At 53.7% G+C, this 22,273-nt stretch carries 17 protein-coding genes; 4 read left to right on the plus strand and 13 right to left on the minus strand.

Going from position 1 to position 22,273, the window contains the following annotated elements; genetic code table 11:
• Positions 1-272: 272 nt before the first annotated feature.
• The 5 genes from bioB to Q3970_RS08105 form a co-directional block, all read right to left on the minus strand.
• Entirely contained in the window at positions 273-1,280 is a 1,008-nt protein-coding gene (bioB, locus tag Q3970_RS08085; RefSeq protein ID WP_303100069.1) for a biotin synthase BioB, read from the minus strand.
• Positions 1,281-1,620: 340 nt separating this feature from the next.
• Positions 1,621-3,117, minus strand: coding sequence for a ribonuclease G (gene rng, locus Q3970_RS08090; RefSeq protein WP_303100070.1), 1,497 nt, complete (start codon positions 3,115-3,117; stop codon positions 1,621-1,623).
• Positions 3,118-3,285: 168 nt separating this feature from the next.
• On the minus strand, positions 3,286-4,482 hold the full coding sequence (ccsB, locus tag Q3970_RS08095; protein ID WP_303100088.1) for a c-type cytochrome biogenesis protein CcsB: 1,197 nt from the start codon (positions 4,480-4,482) through the stop codon (positions 3,286-3,288).
• A gap of 112 nt (positions 4,483-4,594) precedes the next feature.
• Positions 4,595-6,550 carry a cytochrome c biogenesis protein ResB gene (locus Q3970_RS08100; protein ID WP_303100089.1) on the minus strand — a complete coding sequence of 652 codons (1,956 nt, stop codon included), beginning with the start codon at positions 6,548-6,550 and terminating at the stop codon, positions 4,595-4,597.
• A 302-nt stretch (positions 6,551-6,852) separates the two neighbouring features.
• On the minus strand, positions 6,853-7,476 hold the full coding sequence (locus tag Q3970_RS08105) for a cytochrome c (RefSeq protein WP_303100071.1): 624 nt from the start codon (positions 7,474-7,476) through the stop codon (positions 6,853-6,855).
• Between the two features lie 139 nt (positions 7,477-7,615).
• Here Q3970_RS08105 and yihA point away from each other — a divergent pair, with 139 nt between their 5' ends.
• Positions 7,616-8,245 carry a ribosome biogenesis GTP-binding protein YihA/YsxC gene (gene yihA, locus Q3970_RS08110; protein ID WP_303100072.1) on the plus strand — a complete coding sequence of 210 codons (630 nt, stop codon included), beginning with the start codon at positions 7,616-7,618 and terminating at the stop codon, positions 8,243-8,245.
• Between the two features lie 74 nt (positions 8,246-8,319).
• On the opposite strand, the gene pta is transcribed toward yihA, so the two are convergent.
• The 8 genes from pta to pilM all read right to left on the minus strand — a co-directional run bounded on the left by pta (position 8,320) and on the right by pilM (position 17,173).
• Entirely contained in the window at positions 8,320-9,831 is a 1,512-nt protein-coding gene (gene pta, locus Q3970_RS08115; protein WP_303100073.1) for a phosphate acetyltransferase, read from the minus strand.
• A gap of 138 nt (positions 9,832-9,969) precedes the next feature.
• The gene (gene aroB / locus Q3970_RS08120; protein ID WP_303100074.1) at positions 9,970-11,049 is read right to left on the minus strand and encodes a 3-dehydroquinate synthase; all 1,080 of its coding nucleotides are present in this window, start codon (positions 11,047-11,049) and stop codon (positions 9,970-9,972) included.
• A 443-nt stretch (positions 11,050-11,492) separates the two neighbouring features.
• Positions 11,493-12,029: a shikimate kinase gene (locus Q3970_RS08125; RefSeq protein WP_303100075.1), complete on the minus strand. Its 537-nt coding sequence runs from the start codon at positions 12,027-12,029 to the stop codon at positions 11,493-11,495.
• 65 nt (positions 12,030-12,094) lie between these two features.
• Positions 12,095-14,260 carry a type IV pilus secretin PilQ gene (pilQ, locus tag Q3970_RS08130; RefSeq protein ID WP_303100076.1) on the minus strand — a complete coding sequence of 722 codons (2,166 nt, stop codon included), beginning with the start codon at positions 14,258-14,260 and terminating at the stop codon, positions 12,095-12,097.
• A gap of 15 nt (positions 14,261-14,275) precedes the next feature.
• A complete protein-coding gene (locus Q3970_RS08135; protein WP_303100077.1) occupies positions 14,276-14,803 on the minus strand; it encodes a pilus assembly protein PilP in 528 nt (175 codons plus the stop codon).
• A 17-nt stretch (positions 14,804-14,820) separates the two neighbouring features.
• Positions 14,821-15,462: a type 4a pilus biogenesis protein PilO gene (locus Q3970_RS08140; RefSeq protein ID WP_303100078.1), complete on the minus strand. Its 642-nt coding sequence runs from the start codon at positions 15,460-15,462 to the stop codon at positions 14,821-14,823.
• A 3-nt stretch (positions 15,463-15,465) separates the two neighbouring features.
• Positions 15,466-16,074 carry a PilN domain-containing protein gene (locus Q3970_RS08145; RefSeq protein ID WP_303100079.1) on the minus strand — a complete coding sequence of 203 codons (609 nt, stop codon included), beginning with the start codon at positions 16,072-16,074 and terminating at the stop codon, positions 15,466-15,468.
• 1 nt (position 16,075) lies between these two features.
• The gene (gene pilM / locus Q3970_RS08150) at positions 16,076-17,173 is read right to left on the minus strand and encodes a type IV pilus assembly protein PilM (RefSeq protein WP_303100080.1); all 1,098 of its coding nucleotides are present in this window, start codon (positions 17,171-17,173) and stop codon (positions 16,076-16,078) included.
• Positions 17,174-17,323: 150 nt separating this feature from the next.
• On the opposite strand from pilM, the gene Q3970_RS08155 reads away from it, so the two are divergent.
• From Q3970_RS08155 to mnmG, 3 genes are all read left to right on the plus strand, one after another.
• Positions 17,324-19,756, plus strand: a complete 2,433-nt coding sequence (locus Q3970_RS08155) for a penicillin-binding protein 1A (RefSeq protein WP_303100081.1) — start codon at positions 17,324-17,326, stop codon at positions 19,754-19,756.
• 169 nt (positions 19,757-19,925) lie between these two features.
• Positions 19,926-20,276: a PepSY domain-containing protein gene (locus tag Q3970_RS08160; protein WP_303100082.1), complete on the plus strand. Its 351-nt coding sequence runs from the start codon at positions 19,926-19,928 to the stop codon at positions 20,274-20,276.
• Between the two features lie 105 nt (positions 20,277-20,381).
• The gene (mnmG, locus tag Q3970_RS08165) at positions 20,382-22,268 is read left to right on the plus strand and encodes a tRNA uridine-5-carboxymethylaminomethyl(34) synthesis enzyme MnmG (RefSeq protein ID WP_303100083.1); all 1,887 of its coding nucleotides are present in this window, start codon (positions 20,382-20,384) and stop codon (positions 22,266-22,268) included.
• The last annotated feature ends 5 nt before the right edge of the window (positions 22,269-22,273 follow it).

The raw sequence follows: 22,273 nt of genomic DNA on the forward strand, positions 1-22,273 counted from the left end.
ATGCGTTTGGCGTCATAAGCATTATGTTTCTCGAAATAGCGGATACGTTTGATAAAAAAAGCGCCGTCAATTAAAACAGCCGTTCTCATATTTCATTCCTTCAAATACAAAGAAAAAGCCCAAAGGTTCGGCGCTTTCGGGATAAGGTTGAAAGGCTTACTGCTAAGGGCATTATTGGAGTGAAATTATAAATTCAATATCTTTTTAAGGCAAATTTAAATTTAGATATTCATTCAATTCAGTTTAAATATCCAACACATACAATTTCAACATTACATTTCACTGCAATATTGCAGCGGGTGCAAATCCAGTTTTTCCATCAGCACCCGGTCGCCGTCGGTTTCGGGGTTGTCGGTGGTTAGGAGTTTGTCGCCGTAGAAAATCGAGTTGGCGCCGGCGAGAAAGCACATCGCCTGCATGGCTTCGGGCATGGCGGTACGGCCTGCCGAAAGGCGCACATAGCTTTGCGGCATGGTGATGCGCGCCACGGCGATGGTGCGCACGAATTCCGTCCAATCCAAATCTTCGGCATCGGCCAGCGGCGTGCCTTCCACTTTCACCAACTGGTTGATGGGCACGCTCTCCGGTTGCGGGTCGAGGTTGGCGAGGCTGGCAATCAGGCCGGCGCGTTGGGGGCGGGTTTCGTTCATGCCGACGATGCCGCCGCAGCACACTTTCAAACCCGCGCCGCGCACTTTGCCCAAAGTGTCCATGCGGTCTTCGTGTTGGCGCGTGTGGATGATGTCGTTGTAGCGTTCGGGGTCGGTGTCGAGGTTGTGGTTGTAGTAGTCCAAGCCCGCTTTTTTCAAATCTTCGGCCATGCCTTCTTCTAGCATACCGAACGTGCCGCAGGTTTCCAGCCCCAAAGCCTTGACCGCACTGATGATTTCGGAAACTTTTTCCACATCTTTCGGTTTCGGCCCGCGCCAGGCCGCACCCATGCAGAAACGGCTGGCACCGCGCGCTTTGGCGGTGCGGGCGATTTTGAGGATTTCTTCCACATCCATCATTTGCGATTTTTCGAGGCCGGTGTTGTGGTGCGCCGACTGCGGGCAGTATTCGCAGTCTTCGGGGCAGCCGCCGGTTTTGATGGACAGCAGGGTGGAAAGCTGGATTTCGCGGGGGTTGAAATGGGCGCGGTGTACTTCGGCGGCTTTGTAAACGAGGTCGAGAAACGGCATTTCAAACAGTTCTTCAACCTGGCATTTGCGCCAATATTGGGCGGTTTGGTGCGGTTTGCGCTCGCTTTTGCGGCGCAGGGCAACGGGGGCGACGGTCATGATAGGGGGCTTTCTGTTTCGGTTTCGCAGCGGCGCAATGACGCTGACGTGCTCAAGCTGCAAGCGCAATGTTTGCAGCGGCTTCTGTTGTGTGCAGGCCGTCTGAAAAAACCGGAGGGCTTGCTGCGGTTTGTCCGGCAAAGGTTTGCGGTTTTTCAGACGGCTTGCACAATGCGGCTGAGTTTAACGGGATAGGGCGGCCTGTTCAATAAAAAAGGATATGGCGGAAAAAATTTATTTCTGCCGCAGCATTGCTGCGCCTTGCCGTACCCGTGCTGTCTGCGGCTTGGCGTCTGTTGAGAACGTTGGGTTTTATAGCGGAATAGGGCGGTTGCCGCGCCTACATCAGCACGATATCGTATTGTTCCTGCGTATAGGCCGTTTCAACCGCCAGCGAAATCGGTTTGCCGATAAAGTCGATCAGCATGGCCAGCGACTGCGATTCTTCGTCGAGAAACAGGTCGATAACATTCGGCGCGGCGAGAATGCGGAATTCTTTGGCATCGTAACGGCGGGCTTCGCGCACGATTTCGCGCTGGATTTCATAACACACGGTTTGCGGGGTTTTCAGACGGCCCCTGCCTTGGCACGACGGGCAGGGTTCGCACAGGATATGGCTTAGGTTTTCGCGGGTGCGCTTGCGGGTCAGCTCTACCAGGCCGAGGCTGGTGAAGCCGTTGAGGGTAACGCGGGTGCGGTCGAAGCTGAGCGCCTTGGCCAGCTCTTGCAGCACGGCTTCGCGGTGGGCGTCTTGCGCCATGTCGATAAAGTCGATAATGATGATGCCGCCGAGGTTGCGCAGGCGCAGCTCGCGGGCGATGGTGTGGCAGGCTTCGAGATTGGTGCGGAAGATGGTTTCGTCGAAATTGCGCGCGCCCACGAAACCGCCGGTGTTCACATCGATGGTAGTCATGGCTTCGGTGGCTTCGATAATCAGGTAGCTGCCGAAGTTGAGGTTGACGCGCGGTTGCAGGGCACGGTTGATTTCCTGCTCGACGTTATGGCTTTCAAACAGCGGCCTCTCGCCTTTGAACAGGCGGATTCTGCCGGCTGCGCCCGGCACGTACAGTTCTGCAAATTCCTGCATACGCTGGTGGTTTTCTGTGGAGTCAACCAAGATTTCGCGGGTGTGGTCGCTGAACATGTCGCGCAGCACGCGCAGGCTTAAGGGCAGATCTTGATACAGCAGGGTTTCGGGCGGCAGGGTTTTGGCCTGATGCCGGATGTTTTCCCACACTTTGGTGAGGTAGCCGATATCGGCCTGCAATTCGGCATCGCTGGCGTTTTCGGCGCTGGTGCGGATGATATAGCCGTGCCCCGCGCCGTTTTCGGGCAGCAGGTTTGCCAGGCGGCGGCGCAGGCTGTTGCGTTCTTCTTCGTCTTCGATGCGTTGCGAAATGCCGATATGGTCTTCTTGCGGCAGGTGCACGAGAAAACGCCCGGCCAGCGAAATCTGGGTGGAAAGGCGCGCGCCTTTGGTGTTGATGGGGTCTTTGATCACCTGCACCAATACCGACTGGCCTTCAAACAGCATATGCTCGATGCGCTGGGTTTCATCGGGGTTGCGGCGCTGTTCGAGCACGTCGACAATGTGCAGGAACGCCGCCCGCTCCAAGCCGATGTCGATAAACGCGCTCTGCATGCCGGGCAGCACGCGGCGCACCACGCCCAGATAGATGTTGCCCACCAGGCTGTGGCCGCTGTTGCGTTCGATATGCAGTTCGCAGATATTGCTTTCTTCCAATACCGCCACGCGCGTTTCCTGCGGCGTGATGTTGACCAGCACGGTTTCGGACGGGCGTGCCGTGTCTTTGGGCAGGGGAATACCGTTTAACATAAATCACTCGTTAAATATAAAAATACTTTTGCAGTCGGCTCTCGGAAAAGCCGATTGCAAAAGTGTTTTCGGGCAGGTGTGAATGATACGCTAAAGGCATGATTTAAGCAAAAGACACAGGCCGTCTGAAAAACATTTTCAGACGGCCTGAAGCCAAACAGCTGCAGTTTAAAGCGAGCCGTAAGAGTGCAGGCCGCTCAAAAACATATTTACGCCGACAAAGGCGAAGGCGGTGATAAACAGGCCGATAACCGCCCACCATGCCAGCACTTTGCCGCGCCAGCCCGCCACCAGCCGCATATGCAGCCACACGGCGTAGTTCAGCCACACGATAAACGCCCAGGTTTCTTTAGGATCCCAGCTCCAATAACGCCCCCAAGCGTCGGCCGCCCACAGCGCGCCGAGTATGGTGGCGATGGTGAAAAACAGAAAGCCGACGGCGATGGCTTTATACATCACTTCTTCGATGGTTTGCGAATCGGGCAGCCAAGATTTTTTACCGGCGTTTTCGCTGCGGACGGCAAGCAGTTCGGCAATGCCGAGCATGGCGGAAATACAGAACGCGCCGTAGCCGATAAAGTTGGCGGGCACGTGGATTTTCATCCACCACGATTGCAGTGCGGGAATCAGCGGCTGGATGGCGTGCGCTTCGCGCGACAGGCTGTACCACAACACGAACACCACCACGGCGGCCATAAACGACAGCACGAAGCCGCCGAGTTTCTGCACGGCGAATTTGCTTTCGTAATAAAGATACATCAAAGCGGTAATCACCAAAAACAGAATAAACACTTCATAGAGGTTGGAAACGGGGATATGCCCTGCGTCGGGGCGCAGCAGATAGCTTTCGTGCCAGCGCACCAACAGGCCGGTGAAGCCCGCCAGCGCAGAAACCCAGGTGAGCGCGGTGCCGATGCCCAGCAGCGTGTTGGTGGCGGTTTGCCGCCTGTCGGCCGTAAATGCGCCGGCGGTATAGCAAAACAGGGCTAAAAACACGGTGGCGCACTGCCACATCACCGCCGACTGGCTGCTTAAAAAATATTTCAGCAAAAAACGGTCGGCGCGGGCGATGTCGCCGCCGTAAAGCTGCACGGCTCCGTAGGCCAGCAGCACCGAAACCACGGTAAACCAGCGCAGGGGTTTGAAAAACCAGCCCAGCAATACGGCCGCCGCAGCGCAAAACCATAAAATCACCACTTCATAAACATCCATGTGGTGGCCGACATGAAACTGTGCGAACACCGCCGTTACCGCCACGGCCAAAGCAAACAGCCAGTCTAAAACGTTGAGGCGGCGCAGAAACGGTTTGTGGGCCAAGAGGGCGTGTTCGGGTAGTTTTTCGGTGTTGTTGATGGTTCGGTTCATGGTTCGGTTCATGGTGTAGGGCCTAAATGTGCGTGATTTTTCAGACGGCCTGTTTATAGTGGGTTTACTTAATCAAATTAAGTGCCGGAGGCCGTCTGAAAAAGCAGCCGAATCAATCGGTTTTCTTTAAATCGGCGGCAAGGGTTTCGAGGGCGGCTGCGTGTTTGGGAAACTCTTTCTGCAAGTCGCGTTCGCTGCGCGACGACGACATCGAAAAGCGCACGCCGTCTTTATCGAATAACACCCATGCGCGCTTTTCGCGGATATAAAACATAAACATCGTGCCCAAAACCAGCAGCACCGAGCCGAGGTAAACCAGCGATGCGCCGGGGGCGCGGGTCATTTGCAGGCCGGAAGAGCGCACTTCTTTGTAGCCGTTCAGTTGCAGCAGCACGGGCGCGGGATATTCGGTAAGGCCGGTGTAGGCGTCCATGCTGTTGAGCAGGAAGCGGTTGCGTGCTTCGCCGGGCTGCCATTCGGGCAGCCGGTAGGTTTTGATGGTGTCGTCGAGCAGAACGTTCATGGCACCGTAGAGAATCCGGTAGAAAAAGCCCTGCATTTTTTCCTGATCGGCAGGCGGAATGTTTTTTTCCAGATGGTCGTTCAGAGCCAGATAGCCGCCTTTGGCGAAAACCGCCAGCGTGTTTTCGGCGGCCTGGTTGAACACCCCCCGTATGTTTTCGGGCGCACCGGCGGCGGAAGCCGCAATCACGCGCTTGCGCACTTCGGGGTTGTTCAAATGTTCGCGCAGGGCCATGAAGGTATCGGTGCTGCCGCTGCCGTCTGCAGGAATTCGCAGCCAGCGGTATTGCTGCTCCAGCCCCGTGCGTGTGCCGGTGATGTAGAAATAGTCTTCTTCCTGCTTCACCGGCAGCATATAGTTTTTATATTCGACGGCCTGCCCGGCCTTATCGCGGATGCGGTACACAATCGAGGGGCCGATGTTGGTGAATTTTTTATCCTGCCTCACGCTGCGCACATCGTTGAGGGCCGTTTGAAAGCTCAGTTTGCCTTTTTCTTGCGGCGCGCTCATGTCTTCCACGTTCATCGCCGTGAATTGGTCGAATTCGAGGCGGTATTGCCTGCTGCCCAGATTGAGGGGGAAGGCGTTCATCGACACTGCACTCATTTCGGTGGGAATCTGGTTTGGGCTGCCGAGGTTCCAAACTTTGAATTTTAAATCGGATCCGCCGTCGGCAAAGCTGGCCTGATAGATGGTGATGCCGTCGACCGTGAGCGGATGGTTGACACGTATGGTTTTTTCGGTTTTTCTGCCGCTGGCTTTGTCGGTTACAACCAAATCGCTGGCAAAATCTTTGGGCATGCCGGTGTTGTAGAAATCGATATGGAATTTTTTCAATTCGACGCTGAACGGCAGATCCTGCACCAGCATCCCTTTGTCGGCATTTAAAAACACCACGTCGGCGCTTTGGCCTTCGGTGATGTTCACGTTGCCGCGAAACGAAATATTGCCGCTGCCCAAAATGCTTTCGGGTTTGAAATCTTTGGCAAACACCGAATCGTTGTCGGGCACGATTTTTCCGGTAAGCATGCCTGCTTTGAGCAGCAGGTTGCTGTCTGTCAGGCCGCCCAAACAGATAACGATGATGGCGGTGTGGGCGAAAATATAGCCCCATTTGCTCATCGCCCCTTTTTTCGCCGCCACCAGCACCGAGCCGTCTTCACGTTCGACAGTTCTGCTGCTGAACCCCTGCACGTTTAGATAGCGTGCGGCGGTTTCGGGGGAAAGGCCGCTGCCGATAAGCGCGGTGTGTTTCATCGCGGCCAGTGATTTTTTGCCCGCATTCACGCGGAACGACTTCATTTCGCGCACAAAAGGCGGAATATTGCGCCACAGGCACAGGCCGGTAGAGAGCACCAGAAAAATCATAATCAGCACGAACCAGCCCGAGGCATACACATCGTAGAGACCCAAAAAGCCGAATATTTCCGACCAAAACGGGCCGAATTTCACCACATAATCGGTGGGTTGCCGGTTTTGCTGCAATACCGTACCGATAACCGATGCCACGCCCAAGAGGCTTAGCAGGGCGACGGCAAAGCGCATGGAGCTGAGAAAAGCGAACCACGGGCGGCGGATTAACGGTATGCGGGTTTGGGATTTTGCCATAAGGGTTATTATTCGGATGCCGGGTAGAAAAGCCGCTGCACACGGCAACTTAAATTTGTGCAGGCAAAGGCCGTCTGAAACCGGCGTAAACGGGTTTGTTTAAGAAATTCTGAAGTATAGCCTACAACCGTGAAAAATTCACGGCGGCAGATTTGCGGCGGCGCAGACAAAAGCCGCCGTTAGTTGCAGCCGAAGGCCGTCTGAAAAATATTTTCAGACGGCCTTCGGAGAAAACACAATCAATGCAGGCCTTGGATAAAGTTGGCTACCGCATTCAATTCTTCGTCAGACATACGGCCCGCTATATCGGCCATGATGGTATTGGTGCGCTGGCCCGATTTATATGCCTGCATCTGCGTGATGATGTAGTCTTTGTGCTGGCCGCCCAAACGCGGGTAGGCCGTAATCTCGGTGCCGCCGCCCGGCATACCCGCGCCGTTGGGGCCGTGGCAGGCCATGCACGCCGGAATTTTTTTATCGGCTAAGCCGCCGCGGAAAATCTTGGCGCCCAGCTCGGGGTTGTCTTTCGGGTTGGCTTCGCCCTCTTTCGGCGTTTGTTTGGCATAAAAAGCCGCCACGTCGCGCATATCTTGGTCGGACAAAGCCGCCACCATCGGCGCCATAGCGGCAGAGGCGCCGGTTGTGCGTTTGCCTTCTTTGATATCTTTAGTTTGTAAAAACAGATAATGCGCATTTTGCGCCGACAGTTTCGGATACATGGCGATGCCGCTGTTACCGTCGGCTGCGTGGCAGGCTGCGCAGATATTGGTTGCGATTTCTTTGCCTTTGGCAAGATCGGCCTTCGGCGCCGCCGTTACCGCACCTGCAGCCAAAGCCAGCGCCAACAAGGTCAAACGTTTCATGGAGTGCTCCTGGATAATGGCACGGCGGCCGGCGCCGCCTGCCCTTTACGATACTCAACACGGGTGTGCTGCCACCCGACTAAACCGATAAATCCTCAATCGTGGTATTCTATACTAAATTCACACAATTTTACCAGTTATGAACCTATTTCAAAACGCAAAATTCTTCACCACGGTCAACCATTTGAAAGATTTGCCCGACACGCCCGCCGAAATCGCTTTTGTGGGGCGCAGCAATGCGGGCAAATCCAGCGCCATCAACACGCTGACTAATCATGTGCGGCTGGCTTATGTGTCTAAAACCCCCGGGCGCACCCAGCATATCAATTTTTTCAAGTTGGCAAACGGCAGCTTTATGGTGGATTTACCGGGCTACGGTTATGCCCAAGTGCCCGAAGCCGTGCGCGCGCATTGGGTGAAACTGCTCGGCGATTATCTGCAGCGGCGCAGGCAGCTTGTCGGCCTGGTGCTGATTATGGACGCCCGTCATCCGCTCAAAGATCTGGATATCCGGATGTTGGACTTTTTCCGTGCTACCGGCAGGCCGGTGCATATTTTGTTGTCGAAAGCTGATAAATTATCTAAAAACGAACAAATCAAAACCTTGAGCACAGTCAAGAAAACGCTCAAACCATATGCGGAACACCGGCAAATCAGCGTACAGCTTTTTTCGAGCCTGAAAAAGCAGGGCATAGACGAAGTGAACGGGGTGGTGGGCGCATGGTTTGAGAAAGGGGAGCAGGCGGAAGGTGATAACGAAGAAGGCTGATTATAGAAACCGAGTAATCAAACAGGCCGTCTGAAACGTTCAGACGGCCTGCGGTTTTATCGGTCCGACAGTGTTTATTCGGCCATTTGCACAGCCTGAATGGCTGTGAGGGCGACGGTGTAAACGATGTCGTCGACCAATGCGCCGCGCGAAAGGTCGTTTACGGGTTTGCGCAAACCTTGCAGCATCGGACCCACGCTCAACACGTTGGCGTTGCGCTGCACTGCTTTGTAGGTGCAGTTACCGGTGTTGAGGTCGGGGAATACCAACACGGTGGCCTGGCCGGCCACTTTGCTGTCGGGCGCTTTGGATTTGGCTACGCTGGGCACGGTGGCGGCATCGTATTGCAGCGGGCCGTCCACATCGATATCGGGGCGTTTTTCGCGCACGAGCGCGGTGGCCTGCGCCACTTTTTCCACGGCGGGGCCTGCGCCCGAAGTGCCGGTGGAGTAGGAAATCATCGCCACTTTCGGCTCGATGCCGAAGGCTTTGGCGGAATCGGCGGATTGGATGGCAATGTCGGCCAGCTGTTCGGGCGTAGGCTCGGGATTGACTGCGCAGTCGCCGTAAACCAGCACCTGGTTGGGCAGCAGCATGAAGAATACACTGGACACGAGGCTGGCGCCGGGCGCGGTTTTAATCAGTTGCAGGGCGGGGCGGATGGTGTTGGCGGTGGTGTGCACGGCGCCGGATACCAAGCCGTCCACATGGTTCAGCGCCATCATCATGGTGCCCAGTACCACGGTGTCTTGCAACTGTTCGCGTGCCTGTTCGGAGGTCAGGCCTTTGCTCTTGCGCAGTTCGCACATCGGCTCGACGTATTGCTCGATCAGGGTCGCCGGGTCGATGATTTCCAGCGAATCAGGCAGGGTGATGTGGCGTTCTTTGGCAACGGTTTCCACTTCGGCACGGGGAGCCAGCAACACGCAGCGGGCGATGCCTTTTTCGTGGCAGATGGCAGCCGCCTGAACGGTGCGCGGTTCGGCGCCTTCGGGCAAGACGATGCGTTTGTTGGCTTTGCGGGCGGATTCCATCATGTTGACGCGGAATTGTGCGGGCGACATACGGCCGGTTTTTTTCAGCAAAAGGTCGGTGTTGCCGATGTTTTGCGAAGAGCCGAAATAAGCCAGGCCGGTTTTTTCGGCAACGGCGGCTCCTAGGCCTGCGTCGGTATTGCCGTCAAGAATAAAGCCCGCCAGCACGCCCGGCGCGGTGGCGTAGGCTTGTTTGGCAATGTTCAGTTTGTCGGTAAGGTGTCCGACATCTTCGTTGTCGGTAAATACGGAAAACACCACATTGGCATCGAGCGACAGTGCCAATTCGAGGTTGCGGGTGGAGAGGAACAGTTTTTCCGCATCGGGTTTGATGCCTTTGATAACGATATTTTCGGCGTTTGTTTCGGCAACGCGGGATACCAGCATGTCGAGCCAGTCGTCGCATTTGCCGGCGCACAGCATTTTCTCGGCTTCGCCGGTTTCGTCAAGCGCGCGGGATGCGGCGGCATCGGGCAGGGCGGCGGCTACGGCTTGGGTTACGGCCCAGCCGTCTGAACGGGTAGATACGGGAACAATCAATACGGTAGCCATGAATAATCCTTTTGTAAACTAAAACTTGGAGGGTAGGTCGGAGCCATTCTATCACTTTGATCAGGCGGTTTATACCTGTAATTTTTATACGGTCCGAATCGGATGCTGATTTGTTTTTGAATCAAGCAGCTGCGGGTTTCACAGATAGGGTTGCAGGGTTTCGCGCAGGATTTCCATATCGGTGATTTCGGTGATATTGGCTTCGCCCAAGCGGTTGAGGCCGACAAAACGCATGGTGCCGCTGTCTACTTTTTTATCGTGCCGCATATGCTCTATCCATTTTTCAAATGTGAAACGGGGCGGGGCTGCGGGCAGGGCGGCCTGTTCCAGCAGGTTGGCGATGCGTTGGGTGTCGGCAGGTTTCAGACGGCCTAAAGTTTCCGACAGGCGGCAGGCCAGCACCATGCCTGCGGCCACGGCTTCGCCGTGCAGCCATACGCCGTAGCCCATCTCGGCTTCGATGGCGTGGCCGAAAGTGTGCCCTAAGTTGAGCCATGCGCGGATGCCTTGTTCGGTTTCGTCTTGGGCGACGATGCTGGCTTTCATTTTGCAGCAGTGGTACACGGCTTCGGCCAGCGGGGTTGGCTCCTGCCGCATCAGTTCGGGCATATGGTTTTCGAGCCAACCTAAGAAATCGAGGTCGCCCAGCGCGCCGTATTTGATCACTTCCGCCATGCCTGCGGAAAGCTCGCGCACAGGCAGGGTGGCAAGCGTGCTTAAGTCGGCAAGTACGGCGCGGGGCTGGTAAAACGCACCGATCATGTTTTTACCCAGCGGGTGGTTGATGGCGGTTTTGCCTCCTACCGACGAATCTACCTGGCTCAGCAGGGTGGTGGGGACTTGGATAAACGGTATGCCGCGCTGGTAGGTGGCGGCGGCAAAGCCGACGATGTCGCCGATAACGCCGCCGCCCAAGGCGATCAGCGTGGTTTTGCGGTCGGCGCGGTTCTGCATCAGGCCGTCGAAAATCAGGTTGAGGGTTTGCCAGTTTTTGTGTTGTTCGCCGTCGGGCAGCACGATATCGAAATGTTTGATGCCGAGCTTGCTTAAGGCCGTCTGAACAGCAGGCAGGTATAGGGCGGCAACGGTTTCGTTGGTAACGATGGCTGCTTTTTTGCTCAAATAAGGTTTTAGCAGGGTGTCGGCTCGGGCAATCAGGTTTTCACCGATAAAGATGGGATATTGGTGGGAGGGCGTGGCTACGGTCAGGGTGCGCATGGTGGTGTCCGTTTATATCGGGTGGCGGAAAATACAATAACAGGGTTGTGATTATCAAGCAGGCCGGAACTTTTGCAAAACCGCCTTAAGGCCGTCTGAAAACTTAATGCGGATACACGGTTTCAGGTAACATCAGTCAGTCATTATCGGATCAAGCCCGATAATGACGAAATCAAATATTTCAGACGGCCTTAAGGTAGTTTTACAAAGGTCTCGGTCTAAGTAACTTGAACAATCCGCAGGCCGGAAATCCTACAAAGAATTCATTTCAGAATTTTGAAATATCTGCGTCATACTCGGGCTTGACCCGAGTATCTTCTATATCCTTTAACAACAAAAGATACTCTGGCCAAACCCGGGCATGACGATGGTTGGATATTTCAGACGGCCTGAGCAAATTTGCAAAGGTTTCTGAAATTGTAAAAAACGGCGGGGCAATACGGCTATGCCTGTTTCTGCGCCCAAGCCTGCAACAGGTTTTCGGCGGTTTTGTGGCAGTTTTGCCGGTTGGCTTCGATAACGATATGCGCGGCAGAGCGGTAAACGCTGTCGCGCACGTTGTATAACTCTTGCAGTTTGGCCAATGGGTCTGCCACTTGCAGCAGCGGGCGGCTGGTATCGCAGCGGGTGCGTTCGAGCAGCACGTCGGGGCAGGCGTGCAGATATACCACGGTGCCGCGTTCGCGCAGCCTGCGGTGGTTTTCCTCACGCATCACCGCGCCTCCGCCGGTGGCCAGCACGATGTTATCCAGCGCGGTCAGCTCGTCTATCATCGCGGCTTCGCGGTCGCGAAACCCCTGCTCGCCTTCCAGCTCGAAAATAGTCGGAATCGACACACCGGTGCGCTTGCAGATTTCTTGATCGCTGTCGTAGAAAGGGCGGTTCAGTATTTGGGCGATATGCCTGCCCAGCGTGGTTTTGCCCGCGCCCATCAGCCCGATTAAAAATAAATTGCCTGCTATGTTTTCCATAGCAGGCATTGTAAACGAAAATATACGCGAAGTGTTTCAAAGTGTATATTTTCACAAAAGGTTTTCAGACGGCCTTAGTAGCGCAGGTTGCTGCCCACATGGTCCATAATGCGCGGCGTGATGAAAACCAGCAGCTCGCGGCGCGCTTCGTTGCGCGTGCGGGATTTGAAGAGGTTGCCCACTACAGGAATATCACCCAAAACAGGCACTTTGGATACGGTGTTGCCGTTTTCTTCTTCATAAATGCCGCCTACAATCAGCGTGCCGCCGTCTTCAACCATGGCTTGGGTTTGAAGCTGCTTGGTGCTGATACATTTAGTGGTTACTCCGCCAGTAATACAGTCTTGCGGGCTGTCTTTGTTGATTTTCACAGTCATGATGACCTGGCCGTCGGGAGTGATGTTCGGGGTAACGGTCAGACCCAGCACGGCTTTTTTAAAGGTAATTGATGTGGCGCCGCTGGATGTGGCTTCTTCGTAAGGGATTTCTGATCCGGATTCAATGGTAGCCTCTTTGCGGTCTTGGGTCAGAATCCTAGGGTTGGAAATCACTTTGCCCTTTTTCTGCTCCTGCATTGCAGCAAGTTCCAAACCCAGTGCGCCGGAAGAAACTGCACGCACCAAGGCAATGCTGGAAGTGGCCGAAGCAACGGGCAGGCTGATGTTCGGGTTCATTTCCAGAGGCGTGGTGGCCGGAATTGTTGACGATCCGCTGAGAATGGCATTGGCCAGCGTTACATTATTGTTATAGGCGGTGCCGGAGTTATTAACTGCATTCGACCAGTTGGAGCCCCAAGTGCTGCGGCCGTTTACACCGGTGTAGCCGAATTTCACACCGATATTGCGGGAAAAACCGTCTTCGGCTTCAACAATGCGTGCTTCTACCATTACCTGACGGGTGGGAACGTCCAACTCTTCGATCAGTTTTTGGAATTTCTGAATCACGAGACGATTGTCGGTAATAATCAGGGTGTTGGTTGCAGGATCGATGAGGGCGCTGCCGCGTCCGCTCAACAAGGTGTTGCGGTCGCTGCTGTTGCCGCTCTCGTCCAAGCGCAGGATTTTGCGGAATTCTTCCACGTTTTTGTATTTCAATTGGAAGGTTTGCGACAACAAGGGGCCGAGGTCGTCGATTTCTTTTTGAGCCTGCAAAGTGGCTTTGTCTTTTGCCAGCAGTTCTTCACGGGGCGCAACGTTGATAATGTTGCCCTGGCGGCGCATATCGAGATTGCGCGCCTGCATCACCAAATCCAACGCCTGATCCCACGGCACGTCTTTCAGGGAAAGGGTCATTTTGCCGTTAACGGTGTCGCTGGCAACAATATTCATACCGGATTCTTTGGCGAGAATCTGCAAAATGGTGCGCACTTCCACATCTTGGAAGTCTAAAGAAATTTTACGGCCGTTAAATGATTTGTTGGGTGTGGCAGCCAGGCCTTGGGAGGCGATATTGGTTTTCTGGCTGATTTCAAAGCTGAAGCGGCCGTTGGCGGATTGCGTGTTCACATCCCAGCTGCCTTGGTTGCGGATAACCAGTTGGGTGTCGTTGCCGATACGCTTCATCGTAACGTTGCGGACGGGTGTGTTGAAGTCGCTTACATCCAAGCTGCGTTGCGCTTGGGCGGGCAGAGGATGGTTTTTCAGCGTAACGGTGATGCGGTCGCTTTGCTTTTTGATGTCCGGTTGGCCGGAAAAACCGGGCGCGCTCAGCTCGATAATGCCTGAGTTGCGGGCACCTTTGCGGAAGTCGATATTGGCAGATGCGGCCGCCTGCTCGCGGCGGGGCGGGGTAACGGCAGCAGGCGCGGCGGCAACGGCCGTATAATTGCGTTGCTGCGGTGTGCGGGTGGTTTGGTCGGCCGCCTCGCTCACATATACCCATACTTCGTTGCCTTTGATTTCGGTGTTGTATTGGCCGGCTTTATTCAGGCCGAGCAGAATGCGCGCACGGCTGTTGTTTTGGGCGGCGGTAATCTGGTTGATCAACGGATCGGCATATTCCAACACGGGTTGCGGCAATTGCACGTTGGTGTTGCTGAAGTCCAAGGCAATGCGCGCAGGGGTGGTGGTGATGAAGCCGCGCGGTGTGGCTACATCTTTATCAAATTTGATTTTGATGATTTTTTGGTTGTTGGGCAAAGACGATACATTGATATCGGTGATATTGCCTGCAAAGGCCGTCTGAACGGCAAAACCGACGCTGACGGCGGCGAATATTTTTTTAATGTTGCGTGAGTTCATGAGTAAAGCCCCTTGTTATTTGTTGTTTTGAGCGGCGTTGTTGTCGGTGCTGCTCAACGGAAGTTCTGCTTTTCGGTAGGTCCAGTTGCCGTAGGTGTCTTCTACAAGCTCTGTAATCGTAATCAGGTCGGGTGTAATGCTTTGAATCCGACCGTGGTTTTGGCCGATGTAGTTGCCGGGTTGTACGGTGTAAACGTGGCCGTCGGCTTCTACATAACCGGTAACCCGGTTTCCTCTGCTTAAAGTGCCTACATATTTCAAAGCTTCCAAGCTAAAGTTTTCCAGCACTTCTTTCGGCCGGTTGGCATTCGGAGCATTGGCTCCTTTCTGCGCCGTATTCAGCCGTTTGCTGTCAAAAGCATTCAGTCCGTTGTGGTTGGGCGGCGTGTAGGTTTTAGCCTGGCTGACGGTTGGTGCTTCAAAAGGAATCACTTTGGATTGGGCCTGCCGGCGGGTGTCGCTCATCCACTGGTTCAAGTCTTCGTGTGCCGGCGTGCAGGCGGACAACGCCAATATGCCTGCGAGCAGTATTTTGTTTTTCATAGCGGTTCTCTCAGGGGTTATTGGGGTTTTTGTGCCTCACCGGCAGCTTTGGCCGCCTCAAGCTCGGCTGCCACTTCTTCGGCAGGGCGGGCTTTATAGGTATTGGCCGTGGCACTCAGGGTCAGCAGGTTGTTTTTGTCGTCTTTATTGCTGATTTTCAGCGACTCCAAGGTAATAATCCGTGAAAGCGTGCCGACATCGCGGGTAAACTGGCTGATTTGGCCGTATTTTCCGGTAATGGCGATTTCATACGGCAAAACCTGGATAGGGCCGTCGTTTACCGGTGAGTTCGGGGTAACGCTGTCCATGCGCAGTCCGTTGGTTGCGCCGGCCTGATGCAGCTCCTGAATCAGATTGGGAATTTCGGCATCTGTGGGCAGCTGTTTGAGCAAAACGTTGAATGACGAACGGATGGCGTCTAATTCGGTTTTTAAGTTATCCAAGTTTGCCGCTTCGATGCTTTTTTTCGTGTAGGTTTCTTTCAGTTCGTTTTCTTTGTTATTGGCGGCGTCCAAGGTTTCCAGCTGTGAGCGGAAAAGGGCGGCGTAGCCCAAAACCAGAACGCCGGCAACCACCAAGCCCGCTAAGGCCAGTTTGGCAGGCATGCCCAACAAGTGAAGGGCTTTGATATCTAGGTTTTTCAGTGTGTTTGCAGCCATGTTTTATTTCCCTTGTGCGGCAGTTTCGGCTTGGGCGGTGGCTTGGCCGTTTTCTGCCGGTAATGTGTAATAAGTTTGGTTTAAAAGTACTTTCAACGTAAATTCTTGGGCGTTATCCACTTTTTTGATGTTCAGTAGTTCCGGCTGCATAAAAATACCCGTGCTGGGAATGGAGCGCATGAACATGGCGATTTTGTTGTCACTTGCGGCTTTGCCGCTTACGGTGTAAGTGGTGGGGTTTTCGGCGTTAATTGCGGTGAGATAGGTGCCTTCGGGAATCAATACATTGAGCGTGTCGATGATATAGGCCGCCTGAAACCTTTTTTCCTGCAGCTCTTCAACCTTTTGCTTTCTGGCAAGAAAATCTTCTTTTTCTTTTTGCAGCTTGTTGATTTCAAGTAAGTCTTCTTCCAGTTTGGTAATTTGCCGGTTGAGGAACTCGTTTCGGTTTTCTTGGCTGCTGACGGCATTGCCGATACCTAGATAGGCCAGTGCCGACAAGCCGATGCCTACGAGTAAGGCGAACAGCATCAGCGTTTTAAACTGCTGCTTTTTCTTTTGTTGGATCTCTTCCCGGTAAGGAAGGAGATTTATTTTGGTCAATTCAATCATGTTACAGTCCCCTTAGTGCCAAGCCGAAGGCCAGTGTTAAAGACGGTGCGTCGATTTGTAGTTGTGAAATATCTATTTTATTGCCGTTGGTTGCATACAGAATCGGATGGACACATTCGGTGGCGGTGTTGGTGTGCGAAAAAACAGTCTCCGCCAAACCGGGTTGCTGTGATGCGGTGCCGGTGAGCAGAATGTGTTTTACGTTGGAATATTGCTCGCTCGATTGTGTAGCATAGTAAAATTGCAATACCCGCTGTATTTCTTGAGCCACTTGGATATTGAAGCGGTCAGCGACGGCGCTTTGGTAGTCGGACGGCTTGGTGGCGGCATTCATCATTTGGGCGGCTTTTTCTTCGGTAACCTGATAAGTGCGCTGAATCAGCTGGTTGAGCTGTTCCGTGCTGACCGGGGTTTCCTGTTTATAAAGAATCTGGCCGTTTTGGGTAACGGCTGCGTACATATGTGTGGCATAAATACCGAAAACGGCAACTTTCTCATGCTCCAGTTCGGGTGCGTGCCGGTTGATCCAGAAAGAAAAGGCGTTGTTTTGCGCAAACAGGTCGATATCCATGGCGGCAAGCGGCAAGTCGGCGTTTTCAAAGGCTTCGATACGCGGTTCGACGTCGTCTTTACGGGCGGCGGTGAGCAAAACACGTTGGCCGGCGGGCACGACTGAGGTGCCAACGGTTTGATAGTCGAAATTCATTTCTTCGACGGGTGCGATTTGGGAAACTTCAAGTTCTGCGAAACCGTCTAAATCCAAATCGGTTTCTTTTTCGTTGTACACAACGGTTTCGATAGTGGCCAAACTTTGTGGCAGGGCTGCAACGAAATTTTTGGCAGAAGTGTGAAGTTGTGAATAAGAATGTTGCAAATATGTAACAAGTTGTTCGTAGTCTTGTATTTTATTGCCCTTGATAATATTTTTAGGCAGTTTGGTAACAACGTATTTTTCCAACTGGATTTGGTTTAAACTACGCCCTGACAGTTGTACCATCTTGATGGCGTGCTGGCCGATATCGATGCCGACCGCCGAGCGGTGGCTGAGGCTGGATGACGTTTTACTGTTTGTATTCTTTTGTTTTTTTGCTAATTGCATGATGTAACGTCCCTGTTATGTGGGGTGAGTAACAGTTTTATATTCCGTAACAGATTCCATCTGGGTTTACAAAAACATAACCCTTCGCTGATGAATCTTTACCTATTTTACTTTATTTAATGCTTTTGATGGTAACTTTATTAATTAGTCATGATTAAAAAAATTATAACGACCTGTATTGGTTTGATTTTGGGCTTGGTTCTTTTTGTTGTAGGTTTGGTTGCAATAGCTGTTTTGGTTACTTACCCGAAACTGCCCTCATTGGAAGCCGTGCAGCACTACCAACCTAAAATGCCGTTGACGGTTTATTCTTCCGACGGCGAAATTATTGGTGTTTATGGCGAAGAAAGGCGCTCGTTCACCAAAATCGGCGATTTCCCGAAAGTATTGAAAGACGCTGTGGTAGCTGCCGAAGACAAACGTTTTTACGATCACTGGGGTGTGGACGTTATCGGAGTGATGCGTGCGGCGGTGGGGAATCTGACAGGCGGTGTGCAGTCGGGTGCGAGTACGATTACCCAGCAGGTGGCGCGTAATTTCTATTTGAGTAACGAACGCACCTTTACCCGTAAATTCAACGAAGCGCTGCTGGCTTATAAAATCGAGCAGTCGTTGGGCAAGGATCAGATTCTCGAGCTTTATTTCAACCAGATTTACTTAGGGCAGCGCGCTTATGGCTTTGCTGCCGCTTCACGGATTTATTTCAACAAAGACGTTAAAGATTTAACTTTGGCCGAAGCTACGATTTTGGCCGGTTTGCCGAAAGCCCCCTCTGCATTTAATCCGATTGTGAATCCCGAGCGCGCCCGGTTGCGTCAGAAATACATCCTCAACAATATGGTTGCGGAGAAGATGATTACGCCGCAGGAGCGCGACGGGGCATTGGCAGAAGAGCTTCAATACAAGCGTTATGTGCAGAAAATCAATCAGAATGCCCTGTATGTGGCAGAAATGGTGCGTCAGGAACTTTACGACAAATATGGGGAAGAGGCCTATACGCAGGGTTTCAGGGTTTATACCACGGTTCATTCTGCCAACCAGCGTGCGGCAACAGAAGCATTGCGCAAAACCCTGCGCGGTTTTGACCGCGGCAGCAGCTACCGTGGTGCGGAACACTATTTGGATTTGAGTAAAACCGACAATGTCGAAGAAACGGTGGGGCAATATCTTTCAACACTTTATGCGGTTGACGGTATGATGCCTGCGGTGGTGCTGGATGCGTCCCGGAAAGGAGTGAAAATCCAACTGCCCAGCGGTAATCAAACTACCTTGAACAGTGCGGATTTGGGTTTTGCCTCCAGGGCTGTAAACAATAAGAAGATGGGCGATGCGCAGATACGCCGCGGTGCGGTTATCCGGGTGAAGCAAAACGGTAAGCGCTGGTCGGTGGGGCAGGAGCCTTTGCTCCAAGGTGCGCTGGTGTCGCTTGATGCCAAAACAGGGGCGGTTCGTGCGCTGGTGGGCGGTTACGACTTCCACAGCAGAACCTTCAACCGTGCAACCCAGGCGCAACGCCAGCCGGGGTCGTCGTTCAAGCCTTTCGTTTATTCGGCAGGTTTGGCCAAAGGTATGACCATGGCCACATCCATCAACGATGCGCCGATTAACCTGCCGGGGCAGGGTAAAAACGGCACGGTTTGGAGCCCGAAAAATTCAGACGGCCGCTACGCCGGTTTCATTACCCTCCGCCAAGCCTTAACGGCCTCGAAAAATATGGTGTCTATCCGCATTTTGATGTCTATCGGTGTGGGCTATGCGCAAGAATATATCCAGCGTTTCGGCTTCAAGCCGTCTGAAATCCCCGCAGGGCTTTCAATGGCGCTGGGCACGGGTGAGACGACGCCGATGAAGATGGCCGAAGGCTATACCGTGTTTGCCAACGGCGGATATAAAGTGTCTTCTTATGTGATCGACCGTATTTACGACGGCCAAGGCCGCCTGCGTGCGCAGATGCAGCCCTTGGAAGCCGGTAAAAACGCTCCGCAGGTAATCGATCCACGCAACGCCTATATCATGTATAAAATGATGCAGGATGTCGTGCGTTCGGGTACGGCCACGGGCGCCCGAGCATTGGGCCGTTCGGATATCGCCGGCAAAACCGGAACCACCAACGACAACAAAGACGCATGGTTTGTGGGCTTCAACCCCGATGTCGTTACAGCGGTGTATATCGGTTACGACAAACCGAGAAGCATGGGTAATGCAGGCTATGGCGGCAGAATCGCCCTGCCGGTGTGGGTGGAATATATGCGTTTTGCTCTGAAAGGAATGCCTTCGACGGGCATGAAGGCTCCCGAAGGCCTGGTTACCCGCGGCAACGATTACTTCTTGAAAGAATATCAGACCACCAACCCCAATCTGGCTTTGGATAACCGTTCGAGCCGGCCTGTGCGCAGCGAAGAGCGCGACTCCGGAGAAGGAGAGGGCGGCAGGCGGCAAAGGCCTTCTCCATCGGAGTACCGTGCGGTTGAAACACCGGTGGAACCGCTGAACGGCCCGGAGAGGGAACAGGAAGGCGGAGCTGAACCGCAAGCTCCGGCAAAGCAGTCGGCACAGCCTTCTCAGTTGGATAATTTATTCTGATAAATCAATTATATAAAGGCCGTCTGAAAAGATTTCAAACGGCCTTTTCAGCTTTCTTTCCAACTGCTGCCGTCCTAATCCGAGGCTAACTCTGCTTGTGTAGGATATTTGTGAAACCGGTATGGGACAGCAGAATGTTCCCGTTTGATAACACAGTGAAGGAACAACCATGACAGCTAAAAAAATTATCACCGCGATTACCGCTTCAGCCGTGCTTGCCCTAATTGCCGGCATCGCGGTTACCGCTTTTTCACTCGGTTTGTTTGCGCCTGTTTCGGGCAAGCAGGCCGCCGCAGCGGCAACCGCCCAAATCGGCGGTTATGCCAAAGATGTGGAATTCGAATACGATTTCCGTATAGGAGGCCGCTACGAAGTGGATGTGATTGCCGGCGGCCAAAAGCATGAGGTGATTGTTGATGCCAACAGCGGCAAAGTATTGGCGGTAAAGAGCAAATATAAAAAGCGATATGACAACCATCCCTATCCCGCCCCCGCTGCTTCTTCACGGGGTAACGGCTGAGCTGTATTTGTGAAGTGGAAGTGCGTTGCTTGAAGGCCGTCTGAACTTTCAGACGGCCTTAAAAACGCGTACAATCCTGCTATTTTTTCCAACGCATTCAATATCATGATTTACCCTAAAACTTACGATGTGATTGTGGTCGGCGGCGGCCACGCGGGCACCGAAGCCGCTTTGGCGGCCGCCCGCATGGGTGCGCAGACGCTTTTGCTTACCCACAATATCGAAACCCTCGGCCAGATGTCGTGCAATCCGTCTGTCGGAGGCATCGGCAAAGGCCATTTGGTGCGCGAAGTCGATGCGCTCGGCGGCGCAATGGCATTGGCCACCGATATGAGCGGCATTCAGTTCCGCCGCCTTAACGCCAGCAAAGGTGCGGCAGTGCGGGCTACCCGTGCGCAGGCCGACCGTATCCTTTACAAAGCCGCGATCCGCGAAATGCTGGAAAATCAGGAAAATCTGGAACTGTTTCAGCAGGCGGTGGAAGACATCACATTGGAAGGCGGGCGAGTAGCGGGCGTGAGAACCGCGATGGGAGTGGAATTCAAAGCCCGAGCCGTGGTATTGACTGCAGGTACGTTTCTGGCAGGAAAAATCCATATCGGCTTGGAAAGTTATGCGGGCGGCCGTGCCGGCGACCCTGCAGCGCAAGGTTTATCCGGCCGTCTGAAAGAATTAAACCTGCCTGTATCACGCTTAAAAACCGGTACGCCGCCGCGCATCGACGGGCGAACGATCGACTTTTCACAATTGGAAGAGCAGCCCGGCGACTCGCCCGTGCCGGTGTTTTCTGTGCGTGGCAATGCCGAAATGCACCCGCGCCAAGTTTCGTGCTGGATTACCCACACCAACCTGACAACCCACGACATCATCCGATCGGGTTTCGACCGCAGCCCGATGTTCACGGGCAAAATCGAAGGTGCAGGGCCCCGCTACTGCCCCTCGATTGAGGACAAAATCAACCGCTTCGCTGACAAAGAAAGCCATCAGATCTTCCTCGAGCCCGAAGGGCTGACCACTCACGAATACTATCCCAACGGCATCTCTACCAGCCTGCCGTTCGACATTCAAATCGCCCTCGTTCGCTCGATGAAAGGTTTGGAAAACGCCCATATCCTGCGGCCCGGTTATGCCATCGAATATGATTATTTCGACCCGCGCAACCTGAAAGCCAGCCTCGAAACCAAAACCGTACCGGGGCTGTTTTTCGCGGGGCAGATCAACGGCACCACGGGCTATGAGGAAGCTGCCGCGCAGGGCCTGCTGGCCGGGGCGAACGCCGTGCAGCATGTGCGCGGGCGGGAACCGCTGCTGTTGCGCCGCGAACAGGCTTATTTGGGCGTGCTGGTAGACGATTTGATTACCAAAGGCGTGAACGAACCCTACCGCATGTTTACCAGCCGCGCCGAATACCGCCTGCAGCTGCGTGAAGATAATGCCGATATGCGGCTCACAGAAGACGGCCGCAAAATCGGCTTGGTCGGCGAAGCGCAATGGCGCGCGTTTAATGAAAAGAGAGAGGCCGTAGAGCGCGAAATCCAACGCTTGAAAACCACTTGGTACACACCGCAAAAGCTTGCCGAGAGCGAACAAATTCGCGTGTTCGGTCAAAAACTCAGCCGTGAGGCCAACCTGCACGACCTGCTGCGCCGCCCCAATATCGATTATTCCGAACTGATGACGCTGGAAGGTGCAAGGCCGTCTGAAAACTTAAACGGCGATGTGGCAGAACAAGTGGAAATCCAAGTGAAATACCAAGGCTACATTGACCGCCAAAACGACGAAATCGAAAGCCGCCGTGATCTGGAAACGCTCAAATTGCCGCAAGACATCGACTACGCCAAAGTTAAAGGCCTCTCGGCCGAAGTTCAGCAGAAACTCAACCGGCACCGCCCCGAAACCGTCGGACAGGCGGGCCGCATTTCCGGCATCACACCCGCTGCGGTTGCCCTGCTGATGGTGCATCTGAAACGTGGGTTTAAAGAAGCCAAGTAGGGTGC

Origin of the sequence: Neisseria sp. (assembly GCF_030530745.1) — a bacterium.
In the GTDB taxonomy this organism is placed as follows: Bacteria; Pseudomonadota; Gammaproteobacteria; order Burkholderiales; family Neisseriaceae; genus Neisseria.